Here is a 20,200-nt window from a genome sequence, read left to right as displayed (position 1 = left end):
TTCAGTCAAAAAAGTTCTTTGAAAAAAGCATCTTATTGATGTTTGAACAGAAAAAAACAACATCTAGCTTTAGGTAATGCCCATGAAATTAGACAAAATTCCAGATCGTATCGATCCAAGTTTAGATTTAGACAGAATTCGCAACGAGTGCTTAGAGCTAACCAAAAAACGTGCCTATTATTCTGCCGGAGCAGCTGTGATTCCGGTGCCATTTCTGGACGTGGTCATTGATGTCGGCATTCTGTCGCAACTGATCCCGGAGATCAATGCCCGCTTTGGTCTGGCCCCTGAACAGATCAGTGTGTTTGATCCTGCAACCAAGCAGGTGCACTGGAATGAACTGCGTAAACGCGGAATCGAGTTTTCCGGTCTGGTAGTAGCACGTACAGCAGTCAAAAAATCTTTGAACAATGTTGCAGCGAAAGTGATCACAAAGCAAGTCACAAAATTCATTCCGCTGGGTGGTCAACTGGTAGCCGCGAGCCTCGGTTATTTTGTCATGAAGAAAATTGCTGAAGCGCATGTTGAAGATTGTTATCGCACAGCAAAAAATATCCAGCAAAAACAGATTGCTCAAGGCAAATAAATTTCCCGCCCCATTTTTTATCCCCAAACTTTTCAAAACTCAGGCAGATTAATCTGCCTGAAGCTGCTTTAAAATTGTTTTTAAAATTTCGACCCGAGCGGTGTTTTTATCATCAGTGGCAATAATATGCCATGGTGCCTGTTCTGTCGACGTACGTTCAAACATGTCGGCTGCCGCTTTTAAATAATCATCCCAACGTTCCCGGTTACGCCAGTCCTCATCGGTGATTTTAAAGCGCTTATGTGGGGTATCTTCACGCGCCTTGAAACGGGCCGCCTGCTCTTCCTGGGAAATCGCCAGCCAGAATTTAATAATTACGGTTTGATGGTTAATCAGGCTCTGTTCAAATCGGTTAATTTCATCATAGGCCCGCTGCCATTCTGCCGGGCTGGCAAAGCCTTCTACCCGTTCTACCAGCACCCGACCATACCAGGAGCGGTCAAAAATACAGATATCATCATCAGTTTGCAGCTTGTTCCAGAAACGCCATAAATAAGGACGATTCAGTTCATATTTTTCCGGCGCCCCGATGGTCTGGATTTCATATTCACGTGGATCCAGCTTTTTCACAATCCGCTTGATTGCTCCGCCCTTGCCTGCTGCATCCATCCCTTCAAACAGCAAAATCACATTACGTGGGTCTGAGCGCAGCGCCTTGGCCACCTGAGGAGACAGTTTTTTCAGTTCCGCCTTATAGTCCTCTGTCTTGGCAAGCTCTTGCGAAGGATGCTGCAATAATTCTGGAATTTTGGCCTGTTTCCATCGTCCTTTGGCCCGAACCGGATGATTCGGACAATGTTTTAAAGCCTGCAAAATATGCTGTGCAAACTGCTGGTCACGCCGTTTTTCATCTTCCCCATCAATGATCAGCCAGTCGTCGTCTTTAGTAAACCGCTCTCGCAAACGCTGCACGGTGTCGTACTTTTTTTTGTCGCGCCAGTCCAGGCCATGCAGTTTGTGCCACTGCATTTCACTCGGATCAATCTGATCCAGGCGTTTTTGTAGCGTTTTCCAAGGCAAGTCGAACCAGACCTTGACCACATCAACATAGTTATTTTTTAGATCCTGCTCAAAGACACGCATATCTTCCAGATAGGCATCAAACTGGGCATCATCAATGGCACCAGTCTGCATGGTGGTTCTGAGCAGATCGCTGTACCAGTTACCAAACAAGACCATGATCTGGCCTTGGGCAGGAATAAACCGTGTATAGGGTTGCCAGAAGGTCTGTTTTTCTCCTAATACTTGCGGCTGATCGGCCTTCACCTGCAAATAACGAGGATCTACCCATTCACGTAACTGTTTGACTGCTTCGCCCTTACCTGCCAGCTCGATTCCATTGACCAGAACAATCAGGCTTTTGCCATTTTTCTGACCTTGGGTTTTTCTCAGATCATACTGGGCATTGATCAATGCAAGGGATAGCTCGTCTTCATCCATTAACTGGAAACTTTGTTCTTCTGTACGCATGGAGATCCCTCATCTTTTATTCTTGTGGGCAGTATAGCGAGGAGTCTGAACGCAAAAATAGCATTAGCAACGTTTTTCACACGATTAGATTGTCTGTTTAAACAGCAAATTGACATTCAAATAAGGAATCATTGATCAATTTGTCATAGCGAGATTGCGCCACACCCTCTAAGATTCTGAGATCGAAAAATCATATTTGAAAATACATGTCCAAACTTGCCCGATTAGATGAACTCTTAGAACAGTATTATCAGCTGAAGTATCACACTCAGCCTGAAATTTTAAGCCGTTTACAGGATGTGCAGGCATGGCAAAAGGCACGGATGCAGCGTAGCCATCATCAGCATTTTTCTGAAAAAAATAACCAGCTGATGGCCGAATATTTCCTGAACCGGCTCTACGGCGGCCCGGACTTTGATGCACTGGCCGAGCAGATTGCCCGACTGATGAAATATGCGCACAAGGCAGAAAAAATGATTCCGGAAAATGCCCTAAAAACCGGAACCTCAGGTGTCGAACTGGCGATTCTGGCGGTACAGCTGGATGAACAGGTCGCAATCCAGCTTTTAGAGGATTATCCTGCCAACGCACCATTGACCGATGAAATGATGCGTGTGACCTATCTGAAACTGGATCAGGGTGAGGCGCGCTTGAAACAGCTGGCATTGCTGGATCAGCTGGGTGTCAGCCTGGATAAATATATGCGTTCCTTTGTGGTTTATACCGCCTTCAAGATGTGTAAAGGCGCAGCCAATAAATATCATTTTCAGGTGATGTATGAGTTTATGCAGGACGGTTTCCAGGCCATGAAACCGTTAAAGTCGGCAGAAAAATTCGTGCATGACTTTACTGCGATTGAACGCGGTATTATTGATAAGGTGCATTCAGGTGATCCAACACCATTCCAATAATACACTCCTGTCCCATCCATGATGAGGAAGGCTTGCGGTCCTGCCTGATCCTGATATTTTCAGGTTTTTATGGCAGGCCATCGCCAGTGATAAATCATATGAATTATTCGATCACTGGCAGTGAAGATTTCCGCCCATATTCCTATTTTTCTGTATATTATTCATAACAATTGCATCATGATTGCTGAATAACATCCAAGAATCTGTCATTATGCAGGCAATGCAAGATTAACCCGATTGATATGTTAGGAGTGACTCCAATGTCGAATGAAAATCAAACGCCTACCCCTACACCCGAGTCGGCACAACAGACAGACAAAGTGAGCCCATTCTTAACCACTCCGCTTCCGCAAGGCGCTCCACAAGGTCAGCAACAATCTCTAGAACAACGCCTGACCGATACGCCTGTGACTGGAACTGTCCCTAAATATAACCTGCCACGCGGTGCCAATACCGGTAACGTCGGTCCAACCACGCACTTCGGCTACAAGACTGTGAGCAGTGACGAAAAAGCCCAGAAAGTGGCTGAAGTATTCCATTCGGTGGCCAGCAAATACGATATCATGAATGACCTGATGTCATTCGGCATTCACCGTCTGTGGAAACGTTTTGCGATTAATATGTCAGGCGTGCGCCGTGGCCAGCATGTGCTGGATATTGCTGGCGGTACAGGCGACCTGGCCAAAGTATTTAGCCGTGAAGTGGGCCCTACCGGTCATGTAGTACTGTCTGATATTAACGAATCCATGCTGAATGTTGGCCGTGATCGTCTGATTGATGCCGGCTGTACCAATGTTGATTTCGTTCTGGCGAATGCAGAAACTCTAGAGCCATTTGCCGACAACAGCTTTGACCTGGTAACGATTTCTTTTGGTCTGCGTAACGTCACCGATAAAGATGCTGCACTGGCAGCCATGTATCGTGTGCTTAAGCCAGGTGGTCGTTTACTGATTCTGGAATTCTCTAAACCAGTTTTTGAGCCATTCTCAAAACTGTATGACCTGTATTCATTCACCGCTTTACCAATCATGGGCAAAATCGTGGCAAATGATTCAGAAAGCTATAAATACTTGGCTGAATCAATCCGTATGCATCCAGACCAGCGTACTTTAAAAGGTATGATGGAAAATGCTGGCTTCCAGAACTGTGATTATCACAATCTGACCGGCGGTATCGTTGCCGTTCACCGTGGCTTCAAGCTTTAAGGGTCGTACCCGATATGTGGTCACTTCTCGCTCTCGGTGCTGTTGAACGCCTGATTCATCATATGATTGATCTGGATGCGATTACCCGCATTCAGCTCAATGCTTTAGCCGGCAAAATGTTGCGGCTGGTCATTGCCTCACCGCAACTGTCCGTCGATGTCTTCTTTGATGAGGGCAAGGTTCGTCTGGAACCAACGCCAACCGGTCATACTGAAGAATCTTCGATTTTTGAACAGCGCCCTTATGAAGCCAATAGTACTCAAATTCCTGAAGCAACGGCGACGCTACAGGTGAATAATGTCGTAGAGCTGCTTAAGCTGCTGCTTGCTGATGAAGTCGGCAATATTCCGCTGCAAGGTGACTATAAACTTCTGCAAGAAATCCAGCGTATTATGCAGCAGGCTGAACCTGATCTGGCGGCGCATTTAAGTCCCTGGATTGGCCCTGCTCTGGCGCATGAAATTGGCAAGTTGCAGCTGGCTCCGAAGCATTTAAAACGCACTTTGCAAAGCCAGTTATTTTTCGCTGAAGATGCCCTGAAAGAAGATAGTGGTCTCTTTGCCCCGCGCTGGCAAATGGATGACCTGAATCAGGATACCCGTATCCTGAACCAGAATTTAGATCGCGTCGAAGCCAAAATCCGTCAGCTTCAGGCACAGATTGAATCTGACGATTCTACTGATCAGCCATTTACTCCTGCTACACCTCATATTCCTTCTCAATACTAGGTACACCGCTTTATGATTCCGCATGTTTCACGTTTACTCGAACTTTGGCGCATCGCCGCGCACTATAGACTCGACACGTTGTTTCCTGCGGAAGAACTTCCTGAGAAAGCCCGGCATATTTTATCTTTGATCCGTATGCATCCGGCAGCTTGGTCCAGCCGTGAGCGTAAAAACCCGCTCAAGCTGAAACTGGCATTGGAAGAAATGGGACCACTGGCAATCAAGCTGGGTCAGTTGCTTTCGACCCGTCGTGACTTGATTCCACCTGAAGTGCTGCAACAACTGGTCCTGCTACAGGATCAGGTCAAGCCCTTTGATAATGATGTCGCCAAGATGCGTATTCAGGAATCCTTAAAAGCGGATGTAAATACCCTGTTCGCCCGATTTGATGTTCAGCCATTGGCAGCCGCCTCGATTGCACAGGTGCATACTGCAGCCCTGCATGATGGCCGTGAAGTGGTGGTCAAAGTGACCCGCCCGAATATTCGTCAACAGATCTTGCAGGATTTTGAGATTCTAAGCTGGCTGGGTGATTTTCTGGAAAAGCGTCTGGAAGCAGCGCGTGCCCTACACTTGTCTGAAATTATTCAGGACTATCGCCAGATCATTCTGAATGAGCTGGACCTGACTCTGGAAGCGGACAATACCCGCCGTATGCGTCATTACTTCACTGGCTCCAGCATGATGTATGTGCCTGAAGTCTATATGGACAGTAAGGACGTGCTGGTAGCAGAACGGATTACCGGTGTTCCGATTTCGGATATTGCCACCTTTGATGAACTGGGTATGGACCGTGCTGATCTGGCACGTAAAGGTTTAACTATCTTCTTTACTCAGGTCTTCCGCGACAACTTCTTCCATGCGGACATGCATCCAGGCAATGTCTTTGTAGAAACTATCAATCCGGCCAATCCGCGCTTTATTGCGCTGGACTGCGCGATTATGGGAGAGCTGTCTAAGCATGACCAGATGACCGTAGCACGTATGCTGTTGGCGGTCATGAACAGCGACTTCATGCAGCTGATTCAGATTGTGCATCAGGCCGGCTGGATTCCACCGGGTACCGATCAGGACGCGCTAGCACGCGAAATGCGTCGCACCGTGGGTCCAATGGTCTCCAAGCCGATGCATGAACTGGATTTTGCCGGGATTCTGATTCAGGTCATGGACATCGCCCGTCGTTTCCATCTGGAAATCCCGCCACAACTGATGTTGCTATTGAAAACACTCGTGCATGTGGAAGGTCTGGGAACAGACTTATATCCTGAGCTGGATATCTGGAGTCTGGCTAAACCGATCCTCACCGATTGGGTCAAAGCCCAGATGAATCCGCAAAAGAATATCAAGGAACTCGGACAAAAAATCCCGGATCTGCTTTTGGGCGCGCAGGATTTACCGACCCTGATGATCGACAGCCTGAACGGTCTGAAAAACCAGTCCGCCTGGCATGCCAAGCAGCTCAATGAATTGCAAAGCATGCGCCTGCAAATGGAACATCAGCAAAAACGTAGCTGGATTTTCGGCAGCATCATGGCCATTCTGCTTTCGATTGCGATCATTTCACCATGGTTTGTGTCAGTGATTTTGATCGTACTGGCAAGCGTACTCGCAGTCTGGCGGATTGCAAAATAACTGAAATAACCTTCTTAAAAGACCTGACATTGTTCAGGTTTTTTTATTTTTCTCCTCCCCTATGACTGCAAAGTCACTTTAGGGTACATCTTGCCATTGGGCTCTGTGACCAGATGCTTAAAATATGTCCTCATTGGTCAAATATGGGTTGAACCTTTATGCAGATTTTACAAAAACATGCGCCTGCTCTGAAAATCCGCGCTGGGCATCAGGCTCGTGAGCTGATTCTGAAAGAAGGTTTGCAACCCGAACAGGTCGATATTGTGCCGGGTGCTGCAGGTGGACCCAAAGGTATTGGTATTCAGGGACTGGATCAGGCCATTTTTGGCGAGTTTTTCCCACGTGCTCCTCAGCGTAGAACCTTAGTCGGTTCATCCATTGGTAGCTGGCGTTTTGCCAGTGTCGCGGCGTGGGGAGCCAAAGCAGGCACTGAACGTCTTGCCGACTTGTATACCCATCTATACTTTCACAAGAAAATGACCCGTAAGGAGGTCAGTGACGTTTGTCGTGGCATGCTGCTGGATCTGGTACAAGGCAAAGAAACCGATCTGGTGAATCATCCAGATTATCATCTGACGGTATTGTCGATTAAAGCCCAGCACATTTTCCAGAGTGACAAGGCGCTCCCCCTACTCGCCTCTGTAGCTGGCATTGTGGGAACTACCGCTGTAGCGCGTAAACATAGCCGCCATTTTATGCAACGTGTGATTAGCCAGCCGAATACCGGTGAACAGTTTAAAATTGCCGATGATGGATTTACTACACATTATCACGCCTTGACTGAGCAAAGTGTTTTGTCCTGGCTGATGGCTTCTGCCTCTATTCCGGGCGTGATGGCAGCAGTCAATAATATTCCGGATGCACCGCAAGGTTATTATCGCGATGGCGGTCTGATTGACTATCATATTGACCTGCCTTTCCAGAGCAAAGGCATCGTGCTGTATCCGCATTTTACTGACAGCATTACTCCCGGCTGGTTCGATAAACTGTTTAAACGCACGGCACGCCCGGAAAATCAGGCACGAACTTTGCTAATTTCACCCTCTCAGGAATATTTGCAAAGTTTGCCTTTGGGTCGTTTACCGGATCGTAAAGACTTCACTTTGAAAGGTTTGGATCAAGCTCAGCGGATTCAGCTCTGGAAGCAATGTATTGCTGAAAGTCAGCGCCTGGGAGATGAATTTCTGGAACTGGTCGAGAAGCAGAATTTTGCCGATGTGATGCAAAGCCTGTAATGGGCACAGCCTGTCCGAATTGTTTGTATAATTGCCTTAATTTTTTGAACTGTTGAGATTTATGCAGAAATTTTTAGTGATCCTGCAATATGTATGTATAGCCTTTGGACTTTATCTAATTTATAGCGTTAGCATGTCGCTGTATACCCAGCAATTTGAGCTGATGGAACTGGTGGCAGATATTGGCACCATTCTGATCTGTCTGGATTTGGGTGTGTTTTTATATACCAGTAAAGGCAAACAAGGCATCACCATGGAAGAGTATGCCAAACAGCTGGAACAACCACCGTCTAAACTGGTTTATGTGACACGTAAACTGGGACATCTGGGTATTTTATTGATTATTACCAGCTGGATTGTTCCGATTATTAATTCATAAAGTTCCAATAAAAAACCTTCTTTTATGGAGGTTTTTTTATACAATAGAACGATACTTAACTTAAGTTATGAATATGATTGCTGAAAGAGAAATTGCCAAACTATTTACAAGTAATTGCCTTAATGCAATTGCTAGTGAAGATTTGTCATCTCTTCAAAAATCAAAAATTAAAGAAATATCTTATAAATATCATGCTTATAACTACTATGATCTTTACTATAAAGCTTATATTGATTTAAGCAAAAATTATCGAAATGAATATATCTATAAGAACTTAATAGCCCAAAAGATACTCTTAGGGAGACACTCATTAGAATCATCGATCCTTTTATCTGAATTTAGAGTCGGTACAAATAAAGCGGATCTTGTCCTCCTAAATGGATCTTCTACATGCTATGAGATTAAAACTGAATACGATAGCTTGGTTCGTCTCGAAGATCAGTTAGATTCCTATCTCAAAATTTTTGATAAAGTAAACGTGGTTTGTTCACAATATATGCTTGAATCTGTCCTACATATATCCCCCATAGAAGTAGGTGTGATTGAACTAAGTTCTAAAAATACGTTAAGAGTTATTCGTGAACCGATTCAGACAAATCAATTAGATGTCGAATTGATGATGAAATCTCTAAGAAAAAATGAATATCAATCTATTGCAGAAGAATTATATAAATTAAAAATTGATGTGCCAAACACACGTCTCTACGAACTCTGTGAAAAAATTGTCAAATCTCACGATCCTTTAGCTGTAAGAAAAGCCTTCATAGCAACTTTAAAGAAAACTCGTAAAAACAATGCCAAAGCTATTAATTCTTTGCCTTTCTTTTTAACTAATGCTCTAATTAGCTACAAGTTTGATGAAAATAAAATCAACGCATTAATAAGAAAATTCTCGGAGAACCAAACCGATGTACTATCCAATTTTGAGGGGAAAACTGAATGAGCTTTTAGCCCTACGAGAGCTTGCTCAATTGGAGCTTAAAAACTTTACGCCTGTTATTGAACCTGTTAAAAAGGATATCAAAGCATTAGTTAAGACTATTGAAAGTCTTAATGAATACTCTATAGAACCTTACATAATCATTAATCCAACTGTCGGTGATTTCGCATCAGATCCTCACAGTTTATTTAAAGCACTAAAATTATTCGACAATATTGAATACCAAGTTTTGTATTCTATTAATCAAAATACAGAAAAATATAATGATTTTCTTGAAATCGGTAGCTTTGGTTTATTTATACAAAAAGGAATAGATCAAGATCTATTAGATTTCACCAATTTTTCAAAAATTAATTTTATTCAAAATGATATAAATCCAAATATTAAAAAGAGAATAAAAAATAGGGTTTCTTATGAGGACTTTTTTAGAAAGCAAATTAGAAACGCAGACTACCCTATAGAGTCACCTTTTTCTTCTCTCCATAGTTATTATCTAGAAGAAAATAACGTAGGTTTTTCAGACTATACAATTACTGGTGATGATTTTAGTGAAGGTGGTGGACCAGCTTATGTCGTTACAATCCATATTTCATATATTGATCAAAAAAGATTTGATGAGCTCTTTATTCGACATTACTCTTCAGAAAATGATGGCACACCAACTAACCCAGGGGCTAAATTTCTTGAAGCCCTAGACAAACTTATTAAAGATATTGGTATTGGTCAAATCCCATTCATCCCTACCTTTTCTCTAACAGAATTTCAATATTTACACAAAATTGAACATTTTCCAGGCTTAGGGCAAGTCAAAAAACTGTCTATAAAGCATCATATTGAAACTATAAATAGCTTCTTATCTGCCTCCGTGGAGGTAAATGGATGAGTACCTCTCTTTGCTGTGTTGAATGTTTTCACGATGACACGATAAAAAAGATAATTAATGGTCACCAGTATATTGGACGTTGTCATTATTGTAATACCAATAGAGTAGCAACTATTTCAGTTTCTCAGTTAATCACTGAAATAACTCCTATACTTGAAGCCCTTTCAGATATGTTTGATGAGGATAATGCTGGAACTGAATTTATAGATATTTTAGATATTGATTTTAAAGTTTTTAGTAAAAAAACTAATATTCATCTTCTTAAAAGAGAATTTCAAACAAGCTTACCTTTTCTATTCAATAAATCTTACAGGTCCGTAAACACTAAGGAAATGCACGAGCAATGGATTGAATTCAAAAGCGAAATTCTTCACAAGAACAGATTTTTCCCACAAAATACTATATATCAAGAAGCATTTTTACGTGGTAGTGATTTATACAACACATTCCAACAGCTTATAGAACAACTAAATTTATCTTTACATCCAAATGAACAATTTTTTAGAGGTCGATTAAGTTCAGTGCCGTTAGAACATAAAGATATGGGTAAACCACCTGAATCTTTAGCAACTTTGGGACGCGCTAATCCCTATGGGATTTCATACCTTTACTTAGCTGAAACAGAAAAAATTTGCATCAAAGAAATTAGACCTAATAATGGAGACACTATTTCGATTGCTAAATTCCGCGTTGACCAAGAGTTAAATGTGATTGATCTCAGAACCCCTAGGGAAAATATTTCATTTTTATCATTATCATCAATGAATTATACCGATATTTTAAAATTGGTAAGTTTATTAGAAACTTTTGCTAGCGAGCTTTCATTACCTGTTTCACCAAACAATTCTCAACGAGAATATATTCCAACCCAATTTATTACCGAGTTTTTTAAAACTCATGGTAATAAGGACGGTATTATTTTTAACAGCTCATATGGTGACGGTTTTAATATTGTGTTATTTGACGATACACATTGTCATTGTGACACTTCAATGCCTATATCTTTTATAAAGATCCGAGATATTTCTTTCCAGCATGAAGTTACCTAAATAAAAAAACCTCCCATACGGGAGGTTTTTCTTTTAGAGCCTAAAGATTATTTCGAACCTTTAATCCCTGCTTGCAATAACAATGCCCCTAAACCGCCAATTTTATTTTCTTGTGGTTTAGCCGCTTGAGGTTTCTTGCCATGCGGGCGATCACCTTGCGGACGCGCATGCTGTGGACGTTTGCCTTGTGGCTTGCGCTCACCACGTTGCTCATTGTCACGACGTGGTTGACGTGGTGCTTTCACTGGTGCTTCCGAACCTTCAGGACGCATCGACAGATTGACACGGTTACGTTCAACATCGACGTTCAGTACACGAACTTGTACGATTTGACCTGGTTTCACCACTTTATGCGGATCAGCCACAAATTCATTCGCTAGTTCAGAAATATGTACCAAACCGTCCTGATGTACACCAACATCCACGAAAGCACCGAAGTTAGTCACATTGGTAACTACACCTTCCAGCTGCATGCCTTCAGTCAATTGAGCCACTTCAGTAATATCATCACGGAATTTTGCGGTACGGAATTCTGGACGCGGGTCACGGCCAGGTTTTTCCAGTTCAGCCAAAACGTCCTGAACGGTTGGCAGCCCGAATTTATCATCGACAAACTCTTCTGCATTCACTTGACGAATGATTTCAGTATTACCAATAATATCTTTTACAGTGGTTGCTTTCGCTTCAACAATTTTAGATACCAGTGGATAAGACTCAGGGTGAACTGCAGACGCATCTAGTGGTTCTGAACCTTGCTGGATACGCAAGAAACCCGCTGCCTGTTCAAAAGTACGTTCACCTAGACGTGGCACTTTTTTCAGGTCCTGACGGTTGTCAAAACGGCCATTTTCCTTACGGAAGTCCACGATTTGCTGCGCGATTGATTTGTTCAGACCTGCGATATAACCCAAAATCGCAGCAGATGCAGTATTCACATCCACACCGACCGAGTTCACACAGTCTTCAACCACTGCTTCAAGAGTTTTTGCCAGACCGGTCTGGTTTACATCATGCTGGTACTGACCTACACCAATGGACTTAGGATCGATTTTCACCAGTTCAGCCAATGGATCTTGCAGACGGCGTGCAATTGATACTGCACCACGGATCGATACATCCAGTTGAGGCAATTCCTGAGAAGCCAGTTCAGATGCTGAATAAACAGAAGCACCCGCTTCTGAAACAGAAACACGAGTCAATTTCAGGTCGCTATTTGCAGCCATCATTTCAGCAACTAACGCTTCAGTTTCACGGCTTGCCGTACCATTACCGATTGCAATCAGGTCAACATTGAATTCGCGGCAAAGACGTGCCAATTCAGCCAGTGAACCTTCTTTATCATCTTTCGGTGCAAATGGGTAAATGGTGCTATGTGCCAATACATCACCTGATTCATTCACCACTGCCAGTTTTACGCCAGTACGGATACCAGGATCTACGCCCAGTGTCGTACGTGCGCCTGCAGGCGCAGAAAGCAGTAGATGACGCAGGTTTTCAGCAAAGACCTGCATTGCTTCAGCTTCAGCAGCCAGACGTTTTTCAGTCAATAATGAATGTTCGATCGTTGGACGAACTTTACCAAGCCAGAACAGTTTCGCAGTTTGCTTTAAGAAATCCTGACGAGATTGCGGCTGAATGGTATCCAGGTTGTATTCAGTTTCAATACGTGCCAATGGTGCATCATCTTCACCATCTACTTTAAGGCCCAGTACATTTTCCTGACGGCCACGTAGCATTGCCAATAAACGATGAGAAGGTACCTTGTTCAGATTTTCAGAGAAATCGAAGTAATCACGGAATTTTTTACCAACTTCTTTTTTCTCTTCGCTAGCGACCAGACTTTTCAGCACGGCAGTTTTAGCAAACATTGCTTTAAGCTCAGTGGTCAACGCAATATTCTGCGCCCAGTCATCAATCACGATATGCTGGATCGCATTGAGCTGGCTTTCCTGATCTGGATAATCTTCATGGCTAAAGCCCGCTAAAGCTTCTGCTGGATCCACGGCTTCAGTAAAGATTTTTTCTGCAATCGGACCTAAACCGGCTTCTTTGGCTTTAAACGATTTGCTGGTACGTTTTGGACGGTATGGTGCGTAAATTTCTTCTAGGGCATTTTTAGTTTCTGCCGCATTCACCCGTGCCAATAAATCATCAGATAATTTATTTTGTTCTTTTAGTGATTCGATCACCTTTTCACGGCGTTCATATAAATCACGCAAATACGATAAACGTGTATCGAGCTGGCGTAGTTGCGTATCGTCTAAGCCCTGCGTTACTTCTTTACGGTAACGTGCAATGAAAGGAACGCTGGCACCCTCATCAATCAGTTTGATGGCAGCTTCTACTTGATTTGGACGTACGGCAAGTTCTTTTGCCAACTGCTGAACTAAGTCAGTCATCGTGTTTGATCCCACAAGGATAAGTACTAAATGGCATGATTATAAAGACCAGGTCTATAAAATCCACCATTGTTTTTATTAATTTATATAAGCTTCAGATAACCGTATACGATCGTTTTCCAGTTTTTCCACTAAAGTTTGCATGAACTTTGCATTTTATTCTTGTTCCGGGGCGATTTTTTTCGCATATAGATGTATATATTTGGTATCTATGTCTTGATTTTAACTGCAATATTTGATGCTTTAGAGCATAGTCAATTAATAGTAATGAATCGTATACTCAAAGCATATTTCATTTTTTGTTTATGACGACAATAAAGAATAAAGGAGCACCTCATGAGTTTAGTGGTACCTGCTGAAAAACCCGATGCTGTACATACCGAAACCGACCGGGTCGAGCGCATCCTGGTTGTCGATGATGATGTGCGTCTGCGTACCCTGTTACAACGTTTCCTTGAAGATAAAGGCTTCGTCGTTAAAACTGCGCACGATGCTACCCAGATGGATCGACTATTACAGCGGGAACTGTTTTCTCTGATTGTGCTCGATTTTATGCTGCCTGTAGAAGACGGCCTCAGCATCTGTCGTCGCCTACGCCAGTCGAATATTGATATTCCAATCATTATGCTCACCGCACGTGGCAGCGATTCAGATCGTATTGCAGGTCTGGAAGCCGGTGCAGATGATTACCTGCCTAAACCATTTAATCCAAATGAATTGCTGGCACGTATCCGTGCAGTGTTACGTCGTCAAGTCCGTGAAGTTCCAGGCGCTCCTAGCCAGCAAATGGAAGTGGTATCCTTTGGCCCATGGTCACTGGATCTGTCGACACGTACCCTGACTCGTGAGGGCCAGGTAGTGACCCTGACCACTGGTGAATTTGCGGTATTGAAAGCACTGGTTCAGCATCCACGTGAACCTTTAACGCGTGACAAACTGATGAATCTGGCACGTGGCCGTGAATGGGGTGCGATGGAGCGTTCAATTGATGTTCAGGTATCACGCTTACGTCGCCTGATTGAAGAAAACCCTGCCCGTGCGCGTTATATTCAAACCGTTTGGGGTGTCGGTTATGTGTTTGTTCCAGATGGTGCTGAATAATTTTCTTATTAGAAGAAAGTAAAATATTCGTCCGTCTATAAATCTAGTTTTGAATTACGTGACAAATTCATTCGCAACTGTTTGAGGCAGGAGGTATTCATCTCTAATGTTTCTGCGATAAATTGATTACTTGCCGCAATTTGACGAGTTTTGCGAATGAAAATGGTTTTGCCTACTTTTGCCAAAACAAAAGTAGGTCGAACCGAAGGTTTCAACCTATATCTAAATTACAGATGGTTTGACTCCGGTGTGATAAGGCCTTTTAATCAACTCATAATAATTTGCTGAAGTCATAGCACAGGATTGCTCAGTGAGACTCGACCCCATCGACCCACAAAAATTTACCGATTTTGTCAGTTACTCAGAAAAAAAACGTACCCCTTGGGAACGCTTTCTGGACAAGATCAAGCCGCGCTCCGCAGCGATGCGAACCACTGTACTGGTGGTCTTTGTGGTCTGTTTCAGCCTGTTCATGTCAATCTGGTTTTTCTGGCGTACGCTTTATTTACCTGAAATTCAGCAACACGCGCGTTATCTGGCCATGGAGCTGGAAATTCTCAATAATCCGGACCTGCGTCTTTATCATAAAGAACAGGAAGTCGATATTGATACCTGGCTCAAAAACCGGATCGGAATCGAATATGTCACCAATCCGGCTGAATATCCGAATGTAAAAGACAAGGTCATTGCCGAATTCTTTACTAACCAGATTGAAACCAAACTGGCCAAAGAATTAAGAATCGAACAGGCAACCGTTTATTTCCAGTTCAAGCCAAGTCCACGCATCTGGATTCAAACTCCAGAAATGAATGGCAACTGGGTACGTGAGCCTCTTAAAACCTATGCCAACTATAGCCCTGAACTGATTCTAGGCTGGCTGCTTGGTACGCCACTCATTGCCGGAATTATTATCCTGACCTTGGTGCGTCAGCTGAACCGTCCTTTACGCCGCCTACAGAATGCAGCAAACAGCTATAGTAAAAATGGTTCCGCCCCTTATCTGGATACCAATCATGGTCCGCTGGAAATCCGTCAGGTGAATCATGCCTTTAACCAGATGATTTATACCTTGGATCAAACCGAGCGTGATCGTCGAATTATGCTCGCGGGGATTTCACATGACCTGCGTACACCGTTGACCCGTATCCGTCTTAGTGCAGAAATGATGCCGGATGAAGACTTCCTCAAGGAAGGTCTGATTTATGACGTCGAGGATATGGATGCGATTTTAAATCAGTTCATTTCCTATATGCGGGATGGCTCCGATGAAGAGCTGCAAGAAACCAATGTCAATGTGCTGTTGCAGGAACTGGTCAAGCAGTTTAAGCCACTCGATATTCGCTTTACACCTCAAGAGATACCGCTGGTTGAGGTACGCAGCATGTCGCTGAAACGTCTGATTGGTAATCTGATCAACAACTCAAAACGCTATGGTGCGGAACCGATCGAGCTGGCTGCCTATGTGCAGGACCATAAACTGATGATCAGTGTGGCCGATCATGGTGAAGGGATTCCAGAAGACCAGATTGAAGCACTGATGCAACCCTTTGTTCGTGGAAATTCTGCGCGTACCGTACAAGGCAGTGGTCTGGGTCTGGCCATTGTCAAACGTATTGTAGATATTCACTCAGGTGAGCTGCATATCCAGAATCGGCCTGAAGGCGGTCTGGAAGCCATTATCGCCTTACCCCTGAAAACAGCAGATTCCGAGGCACCCGCTGCCCCAACCACCTTAGATAAAATTCGTCAAACGCTCACTGATCACTTCTAGTAAGTGATCATAAAAGCAACAAACGACTTTTTAGTATTTCTATACAATTCATTTTAATTTTCAATAATTCAATCATTTAAAAAACATCATTTTTCATTATACCTACATTTAGCTAAAAAATTAGACCTTAGCCTAACACCTATGCAAAATACATTTTTTGATCGGTACAATCCGTATCATTATTTAAGAATTTATGAGAGTTGAAATGTCTTTAGATCGTATCCGTTTAGCCTCCCTACACAACAAAGTCATCAGCCCTGAACAAGCTGCTGAATTCATCGAAGATGGTATGACTGTGGGTATGAGTGGCTTTACTCGCGCTGGTGAAGCGAAGGCGGTTCCTTTAGCTTTGGTACAACGCGCAAAAGCAAATCCACTGAAAATCACGTTGATCACAGGTGCATCACTCGGTAACGATTTGGACAAGCAACTCACTGAAGCAGGCGTATTGGCACGTCGTTTACCCTTCCAGGTAGATAGCACTTTACGTAAAGCGATCAACAAAGGCGAAGTGATGTTCATCGATCAGCATTTGTCTGAAACCGTTGAACAGATGCGTAACCAACAGTTAAAAAAACCTGATGTAGCGGTGATTGAAGCAGTTGCGATCACTGAAGATGGCGGCATCATTCCAACAACTTCTGTAGGTAACTCTGCAAGTTTTGCAATTTTTGCTGAGAAAGTGATTGTTGAAATCAACACGAATTTAAGTCCTGCATTTGAAGGCTTGCACGACATCTACATCCCGACTTACCGTCCAACACGTCAAGCAATTCCATTGACTCAAGTGGATGAGCGTATCGGTACACATGCAATCAATATTGATCCTTCAAAAATCGTGGGTATCGTATTCAACAATGAATTGCATGACTCTCCATCAACTGTAACTGCACCAGATGATGAGACTCAATCAATTGCTAACCACTTGATCGCTTTCTTTGAAAAAGAAGTAGCTGAAGAGCGTTTACCGAAAAACCTTGGCCCTCTTCAAGCAGGGATCGGTTCCATTGCAAACGCCGTATTGACGGGTCTGAAAGATTCAAACTTCGAAGACTTGATCATGTACTCAGAAGTACTACAAGACTGTACCTTTGAATTGATCGATGCCGGTAAAATGAAGTTTGCTTCAGGTTCTTCTATTACACTTTCTGCTAAATATGGCGAAAAAGTATTTAACAACCTTGAGCACTACAAAGACAAACTGGTATTACGTCCACAGGAAATTTCAAACCATCCTGAACTGGTACGCCGTTTAGGTATTATCGGGATCAACACTGCGCTTGAATTCGATATCTACGGTAACGTGAACTCAACTCACGTTTGTGGTACCAAAATGATGAACGGTATCGGTGGTTCAGGTGACTTCGCTCGTAATGCGCACCTTGCAATCTTCGTGACTAAATCAATCGCGAAAGGTGGCGACATCTCTTCAGTAGTACCATTTGCGTCTCACGTTGACCATGCTGAACATGATGTAGATATCTTAGTGACTGAACAAGGTCTGGCAGATCTTCGTGGTTTGGCGCCACGTGAACGTGCTCGTGCGATCATCGACAACTGTGCACACCCAATGTACCGAGATGCATTGAATGACTACTTCGACCGTGCATGTGCAAAAGGTGGCCATACACCTCACCTGCTTCGTGAAGCATTATCTTGGCACTCTAACTTTGCAGAAAATGGTCATATGCTTGCAGTAGAAGCTGCAGTCAAAACTGCTTAATTGACCGCTTCAGAAAACGCCCCACGGGGCGTTTTTTTATGGGAAAAATAATAAATAAACAAAGACAAATCTATCCATAAGAATCTGATCAGCTTAACTTCTTAAATATTTTGAATGATTAAAAAACTGCACTTAGTCTGGATGCAGGGCTTTAAATTCCAGTTCTTCACCCTCATACTTCTAACAAGACAAAGATTAGAGACATGACATGCGCGTAGATATTTGGTCAGATGTGGTCTGCCCTTTTTGCTATATTGGTAAAAAACGGCTGGAAGCTGCTGCAAAGGAAAGCGGAATTGAACTTGAAGTCCATTGGCATAGTTTTCAGCTAGATCCTGAAGCGCCAGTCCGTCAGGAAGTTTCCAACTCTGAGCGTTTGGCACAAAAATATGGCCGTTCAGTGGCAGAAGTTGAAGACATGCAGCGCAATATCGCAGCCATGGCCAAACAGGAAGGCATTGAATTTAACTGGGAAGGTGCCAACTCTGGCAATACCTTGAATGCGCATCGCATCATTCACCTGGCACAAAGCAAAGGCTTGGGCAATGAAGCTCAGGAAGCTTTTTTCTACAGCTATATGACGCAAGGCCTGCCAATTGGTGAACGTGAAACGTTGGAAGATGTCGCGGCGCGTATTGGCCTGAACCCGGTTGAAGTAGATGATTTACTCGACTCGGATGAATTTGCGGATTTTGTTAAGTTTGACCAGGAAGTAGCGCATGACCAGCTCAAAGTTACCGGTGTTCCGTTCTTTGTATTTGATCAACGCATTGCTTTGGCGGGTGCTCAGCCGAAGGAAGTTTTCTTGCAAGTTCTTGAAAAAGCTTTAGAGGAACCACAACAACAGCCAGCAGCTGATCAGTGTTCTACAGATGCTTGTGATGTTCCGGCAAAGCCTGAGTAAAAACTAAATCAAAAAATCCCCATTTAAGATGGGGATTTTTTTATGAATGATGTGAATTATTCAACCAGAAAACTGATCTTTAGATTGACACGATATTCGGTAATTTTATTGTCATTAATCACGACTTTCTGTTCATTGATCCAGGCACCTTGAACATTTTTGATCGTCTCTGTGACTTTTGCGATGCCACTTTGAATTGCATCCTCAAAGCTTTTACTACTGCTTGAATTGACTTCTACCACTTTTGCAATTGCCATGATTCAACACTCACTCTGTGAAGATAGAAGCATTCATCTTAGTCGATTTAAATTTCTCTACAGCTCCTAGCAAACAAGTAATAGCAAAAACTTACAGGGAATGAACAAATACTGATCTGCCCTTACTGCTTTAAAAAAAATTTAAATCTGGATCTCTAGTTTTAAATAATCAACAAATAAATGTTTGCTTAAAAGCTTCTAAAACATCTAAAAAATGTATAAAAAACAATCCAAAACCATCTAGAGCAAATATTCTAATATATTGTTTTATAGAGTATTTTATCTAAATTTAGTTGCTTTTCTTGCCGATTTGATCATTTTTTATTAATTGCCATTTGATATTATTTTTCACGTGATTTAAGACTAATTTTTTCCTTGTTCAAGCTCTTGAACATCCAGATATCAAAAGGTCATGTTATGAAAACTGTTAAATTTTTATGCGCAGCAACTGTGATGGCTTTTTCTCTACAAGCTTCAGCACAAATGGCTCAAGTGGTTTATCTTCCAGATTTCCCTGTGAGCAAAGCTCCAGTTGAAACTGTAGCTACAGATACTGCAACTGCAGAAACTGAAAAAGCGGCTTAAGTCTTTAAGCAAAATCTCCCAGCAGGCTGAATTATTCAGCCTGTTTTTATTTCAGGGCTTCGAAAATTTAACTTGTTCTTCTATTTAAAGAGCATTAAAAACCTCATTATTTTTTATTTTATTTTGATTTCGTTCACTTTTTATTCAAAAAAAACCACCAAATTCGCTTAAAAAATACTCAAAATAATCAAGTATTTTTTCAATCAGATGCTTATAATCAGAACCTGATCTTTTATGGATTTCAGACTTTCTTGTTATGAACCAGCTTCAAGCATTAATACAGGGAAAAATTTCTCCGCAGGCAATTTCTGTGGATTTTTTGATTGAAATGGCTGAGCGTTATCCAGATCCCAACTCTACCGAATATAAACTGGTAGAACTTGCAGTCAATATGATCATGGCCAAGTCACTGGATAAAGCACTCAAATATATCTAGAGAGCT

19 protein-coding genes are annotated in these 20,200 nt (G+C 42.7%); 16 read left to right on the top strand and 3 right to left on the bottom strand.

From position 1 onward, the window contains the following. Positions 1–82: 82 nt before the first annotated feature. Positions 83–586 carry a hypothetical protein gene (locus FTU00_RS01270; RefSeq protein ID WP_159123426.1) on the top strand — a complete coding sequence of 168 codons (504 nt, stop codon included), beginning with the start codon at positions 83–85 and terminating at the stop codon, positions 584–586. A gap of 48 nt (positions 587–634) precedes the next feature. On the opposite strand, the gene FTU00_RS01265 is transcribed toward FTU00_RS01270, so the two are convergent. Further along, entirely contained in the window at positions 635–2,056 is a 1,422-nt protein-coding gene (locus tag FTU00_RS01265; RefSeq protein WP_180031130.1) for a phosphate--AMP phosphotransferase, read from the bottom strand. A gap of 206 nt (positions 2,057–2,262) precedes the next feature. Here FTU00_RS01265 and FTU00_RS01260 point away from each other — a divergent pair, with 206 nt between their 5' ends. From FTU00_RS01260 to FTU00_RS01220, 9 genes are all read left to right on the top strand, one after another. Beyond that, on the top strand, positions 2,263–2,967 hold the full coding sequence (locus FTU00_RS01260; protein ID WP_104426682.1) for a hypothetical protein: 705 nt from the start codon (positions 2,263–2,265) through the stop codon (positions 2,965–2,967). A 260-nt stretch (positions 2,968–3,227) separates the two neighbouring features. Next, positions 3,228–4,172, top strand: a complete 945-nt coding sequence (gene ubiE, locus FTU00_RS01255; protein ID WP_005232491.1) for a bifunctional demethylmenaquinone methyltransferase/2-methoxy-6-polyprenyl-1,4-benzoquinol methylase UbiE — start codon at positions 3,228–3,230, stop codon at positions 4,170–4,172. Positions 4,173–4,186: 14 nt separating this feature from the next. Then, positions 4,187–4,900 carry an SCP2 domain-containing protein gene (locus FTU00_RS01250; RefSeq protein WP_180034178.1) on the top strand — a complete coding sequence of 238 codons (714 nt, stop codon included), beginning with the start codon at positions 4,187–4,189 and terminating at the stop codon, positions 4,898–4,900. A 12-nt stretch (positions 4,901–4,912) separates the two neighbouring features. Further along, complete coding sequence (locus tag FTU00_RS01245) at positions 4,913–6,532, top strand: AarF/ABC1/UbiB kinase family protein (protein ID WP_159123429.1); 1,620 nt, start codon at positions 4,913–4,915, stop codon at positions 6,530–6,532. 158 nt (positions 6,533–6,690) lie between these two features. Next, on the top strand, positions 6,691–7,767 hold the full coding sequence (locus tag FTU00_RS01240; protein WP_166134788.1) for a patatin-like phospholipase family protein: 1,077 nt from the start codon (positions 6,691–6,693) through the stop codon (positions 7,765–7,767). A gap of 61 nt (positions 7,768–7,828) precedes the next feature. Then, complete coding sequence (locus FTU00_RS01235) at positions 7,829–8,146, top strand: hypothetical protein (protein ID WP_180178929.1); 318 nt, start codon at positions 7,829–7,831, stop codon at positions 8,144–8,146. Positions 8,147–8,219: 73 nt separating this feature from the next. Then, positions 8,220–9,089: a sce7726 family protein gene (locus FTU00_RS01230; protein WP_180178928.1), complete on the top strand. Its 870-nt coding sequence runs from the start codon at positions 8,220–8,222 to the stop codon at positions 9,087–9,089. Beyond that, a complete protein-coding gene (locus FTU00_RS01225) occupies positions 9,055–9,969 on the top strand; it encodes a sce7725 family protein (protein ID WP_180178927.1) in 915 nt (304 codons plus the stop codon). The genes FTU00_RS01230 and FTU00_RS01225 overlap by 35 nt, the downstream gene beginning before the upstream one ends. Continuing rightward, the gene (locus FTU00_RS01220) at positions 9,966–11,018 is read left to right on the top strand and encodes an RES family NAD+ phosphorylase (protein WP_180178926.1); all 1,053 of its coding nucleotides are present in this window, start codon (positions 9,966–9,968) and stop codon (positions 11,016–11,018) included. The genes FTU00_RS01225 and FTU00_RS01220 overlap by 4 nt, the downstream gene beginning before the upstream one ends. A 47-nt stretch (positions 11,019–11,065) precedes the next feature. Here the strand turns inward: FTU00_RS01220 and FTU00_RS01215 are convergent, their stop codons facing one another. Further along, positions 11,066–13,417, bottom strand: a complete 2,352-nt coding sequence (locus FTU00_RS01215; protein WP_180178925.1) for a Tex family protein — start codon at positions 13,415–13,417, stop codon at positions 11,066–11,068. 336 nt (positions 13,418–13,753) lie between these two features. Between FTU00_RS01215 and ompR the strand changes: the two genes are divergently transcribed. The 4 genes from ompR to FTU00_RS01195 all read left to right on the top strand — a co-directional run bounded on the left by ompR (position 13,754) and on the right by FTU00_RS01195 (position 18,916). Then, a complete protein-coding gene (gene ompR, locus FTU00_RS01210) occupies positions 13,754–14,518 on the top strand; it encodes a two-component system response regulator OmpR (RefSeq protein ID WP_004781707.1) in 765 nt (254 codons plus the stop codon). Between the two features lie 310 nt (positions 14,519–14,828). Next, entirely contained in the window at positions 14,829–16,289 is a 1,461-nt protein-coding gene (locus FTU00_RS01205; protein ID WP_180178924.1) for an ATP-binding protein, read from the top strand. Between the two features lie 205 nt (positions 16,290–16,494). After that, on the top strand, positions 16,495–18,012 hold the full coding sequence (locus FTU00_RS01200) for an acetyl-CoA hydrolase/transferase family protein (RefSeq protein ID WP_180178923.1): 1,518 nt from the start codon (positions 16,495–16,497) through the stop codon (positions 18,010–18,012). Positions 18,013–18,220: 208 nt separating this feature from the next. After that, the gene (locus tag FTU00_RS01195; RefSeq protein WP_179991975.1) at positions 18,221–18,916 is read left to right on the top strand and encodes a DsbA family oxidoreductase; all 696 of its coding nucleotides are present in this window, start codon (positions 18,221–18,223) and stop codon (positions 18,914–18,916) included. Between the two features lie 56 nt (positions 18,917–18,972). On the opposite strand, the gene FTU00_RS01190 is transcribed toward FTU00_RS01195, so the two are convergent. After that, positions 18,973–19,173 (bottom strand): dodecin family protein, encoded by a 201-nt coding sequence (locus tag FTU00_RS01190; protein ID WP_179991974.1) that lies wholly within the window; start codon positions 19,171–19,173, stop codon positions 18,973–18,975. A gap of 417 nt (positions 19,174–19,590) precedes the next feature. Here FTU00_RS01190 and FTU00_RS01185 point away from each other — a divergent pair, with 417 nt between their 5' ends. Continuing rightward, complete coding sequence (locus FTU00_RS01185) at positions 19,591–19,758, top strand: hypothetical protein (protein WP_004781698.1); 168 nt, start codon at positions 19,591–19,593, stop codon at positions 19,756–19,758. A 256-nt stretch (positions 19,759–20,014) separates the two neighbouring features. Further along, positions 20,015–20,194, top strand: coding sequence for a hypothetical protein (locus FTU00_RS01180; protein WP_004781696.1), 180 nt, complete (start codon positions 20,015–20,017; stop codon positions 20,192–20,194). The last annotated feature ends 6 nt before the right edge of the window (positions 20,195–20,200 follow it).

This window comes from Acinetobacter sp. YH12041 (assembly GCF_013419975.1).
Classification (GTDB): Bacteria; Pseudomonadota; Gammaproteobacteria; order Pseudomonadales; family Moraxellaceae; genus Acinetobacter.
This window is presented reverse-complemented; position numbering and strand designations above follow the sequence as displayed.

Coding starts and splice junctions, on each gene's coding strand:
- FTU00_RS01270 (WP_159123426.1), top strand. CDS start 83: ATGAAATTAGACAAAATTCCAGATCGTATCGATCCAAGTTTAGATTTA.
- FTU00_RS01265 (WP_180031130.1), bottom strand. CDS start 2,056: ATGCGTACAGAAGAACAAAGTTTCCAGTTAATGGATGAAGACGAGCTA.
- FTU00_RS01260 (WP_104426682.1), top strand. CDS start 2,263: ATGTCCAAACTTGCCCGATTAGATGAACTCTTAGAACAGTATTATCAG.
- ubiE (WP_005232491.1), top strand. CDS start 3,228: ATGTCGAATGAAAATCAAACGCCTACCCCTACACCCGAGTCGGCACAA.
- FTU00_RS01250 (WP_180034178.1), top strand. CDS start 4,187: ATGTGGTCACTTCTCGCTCTCGGTGCTGTTGAACGCCTGATTCATCAT.
- FTU00_RS01245 (WP_159123429.1), top strand. CDS start 4,913: ATGATTCCGCATGTTTCACGTTTACTCGAACTTTGGCGCATCGCCGCG.
- FTU00_RS01240 (WP_166134788.1), top strand. CDS start 6,691: ATGCAGATTTTACAAAAACATGCGCCTGCTCTGAAAATCCGCGCTGGG.
- FTU00_RS01235 (WP_180178929.1), top strand. CDS start 7,829: ATGCAGAAATTTTTAGTGATCCTGCAATATGTATGTATAGCCTTTGGA.
- FTU00_RS01230 (WP_180178928.1), top strand. CDS start 8,220: ATGATTGCTGAAAGAGAAATTGCCAAACTATTTACAAGTAATTGCCTT.
- FTU00_RS01225 (WP_180178927.1), top strand. CDS start 9,055: ATGTACTATCCAATTTTGAGGGGAAAACTGAATGAGCTTTTAGCCCTA.
- FTU00_RS01220 (WP_180178926.1), top strand. CDS start 9,966: ATGAGTACCTCTCTTTGCTGTGTTGAATGTTTTCACGATGACACGATA.
- FTU00_RS01215 (WP_180178925.1), bottom strand. CDS start 13,417: ATGACTGACTTAGTTCAGCAGTTGGCAAAAGAACTTGCCGTACGTCCA.
- ompR (WP_004781707.1), top strand. CDS start 13,754: ATGAGTTTAGTGGTACCTGCTGAAAAACCCGATGCTGTACATACCGAA.
- FTU00_RS01200 (WP_180178923.1), top strand. CDS start 16,495: ATGTCTTTAGATCGTATCCGTTTAGCCTCCCTACACAACAAAGTCATC.
- FTU00_RS01195 (WP_179991975.1), top strand. CDS start 18,221: ATGCGCGTAGATATTTGGTCAGATGTGGTCTGCCCTTTTTGCTATATT.
- FTU00_RS01190 (WP_179991974.1), bottom strand. CDS start 19,173: ATGGCAATTGCAAAAGTGGTAGAAGTCAATTCAAGCAGTAGTAAAAGC.
- FTU00_RS01185 (WP_004781698.1), top strand. CDS start 19,591: ATGAAAACTGTTAAATTTTTATGCGCAGCAACTGTGATGGCTTTTTCT.
- FTU00_RS01180 (WP_004781696.1), top strand. CDS start 20,015: ATGAACCAGCTTCAAGCATTAATACAGGGAAAAATTTCTCCGCAGGCA.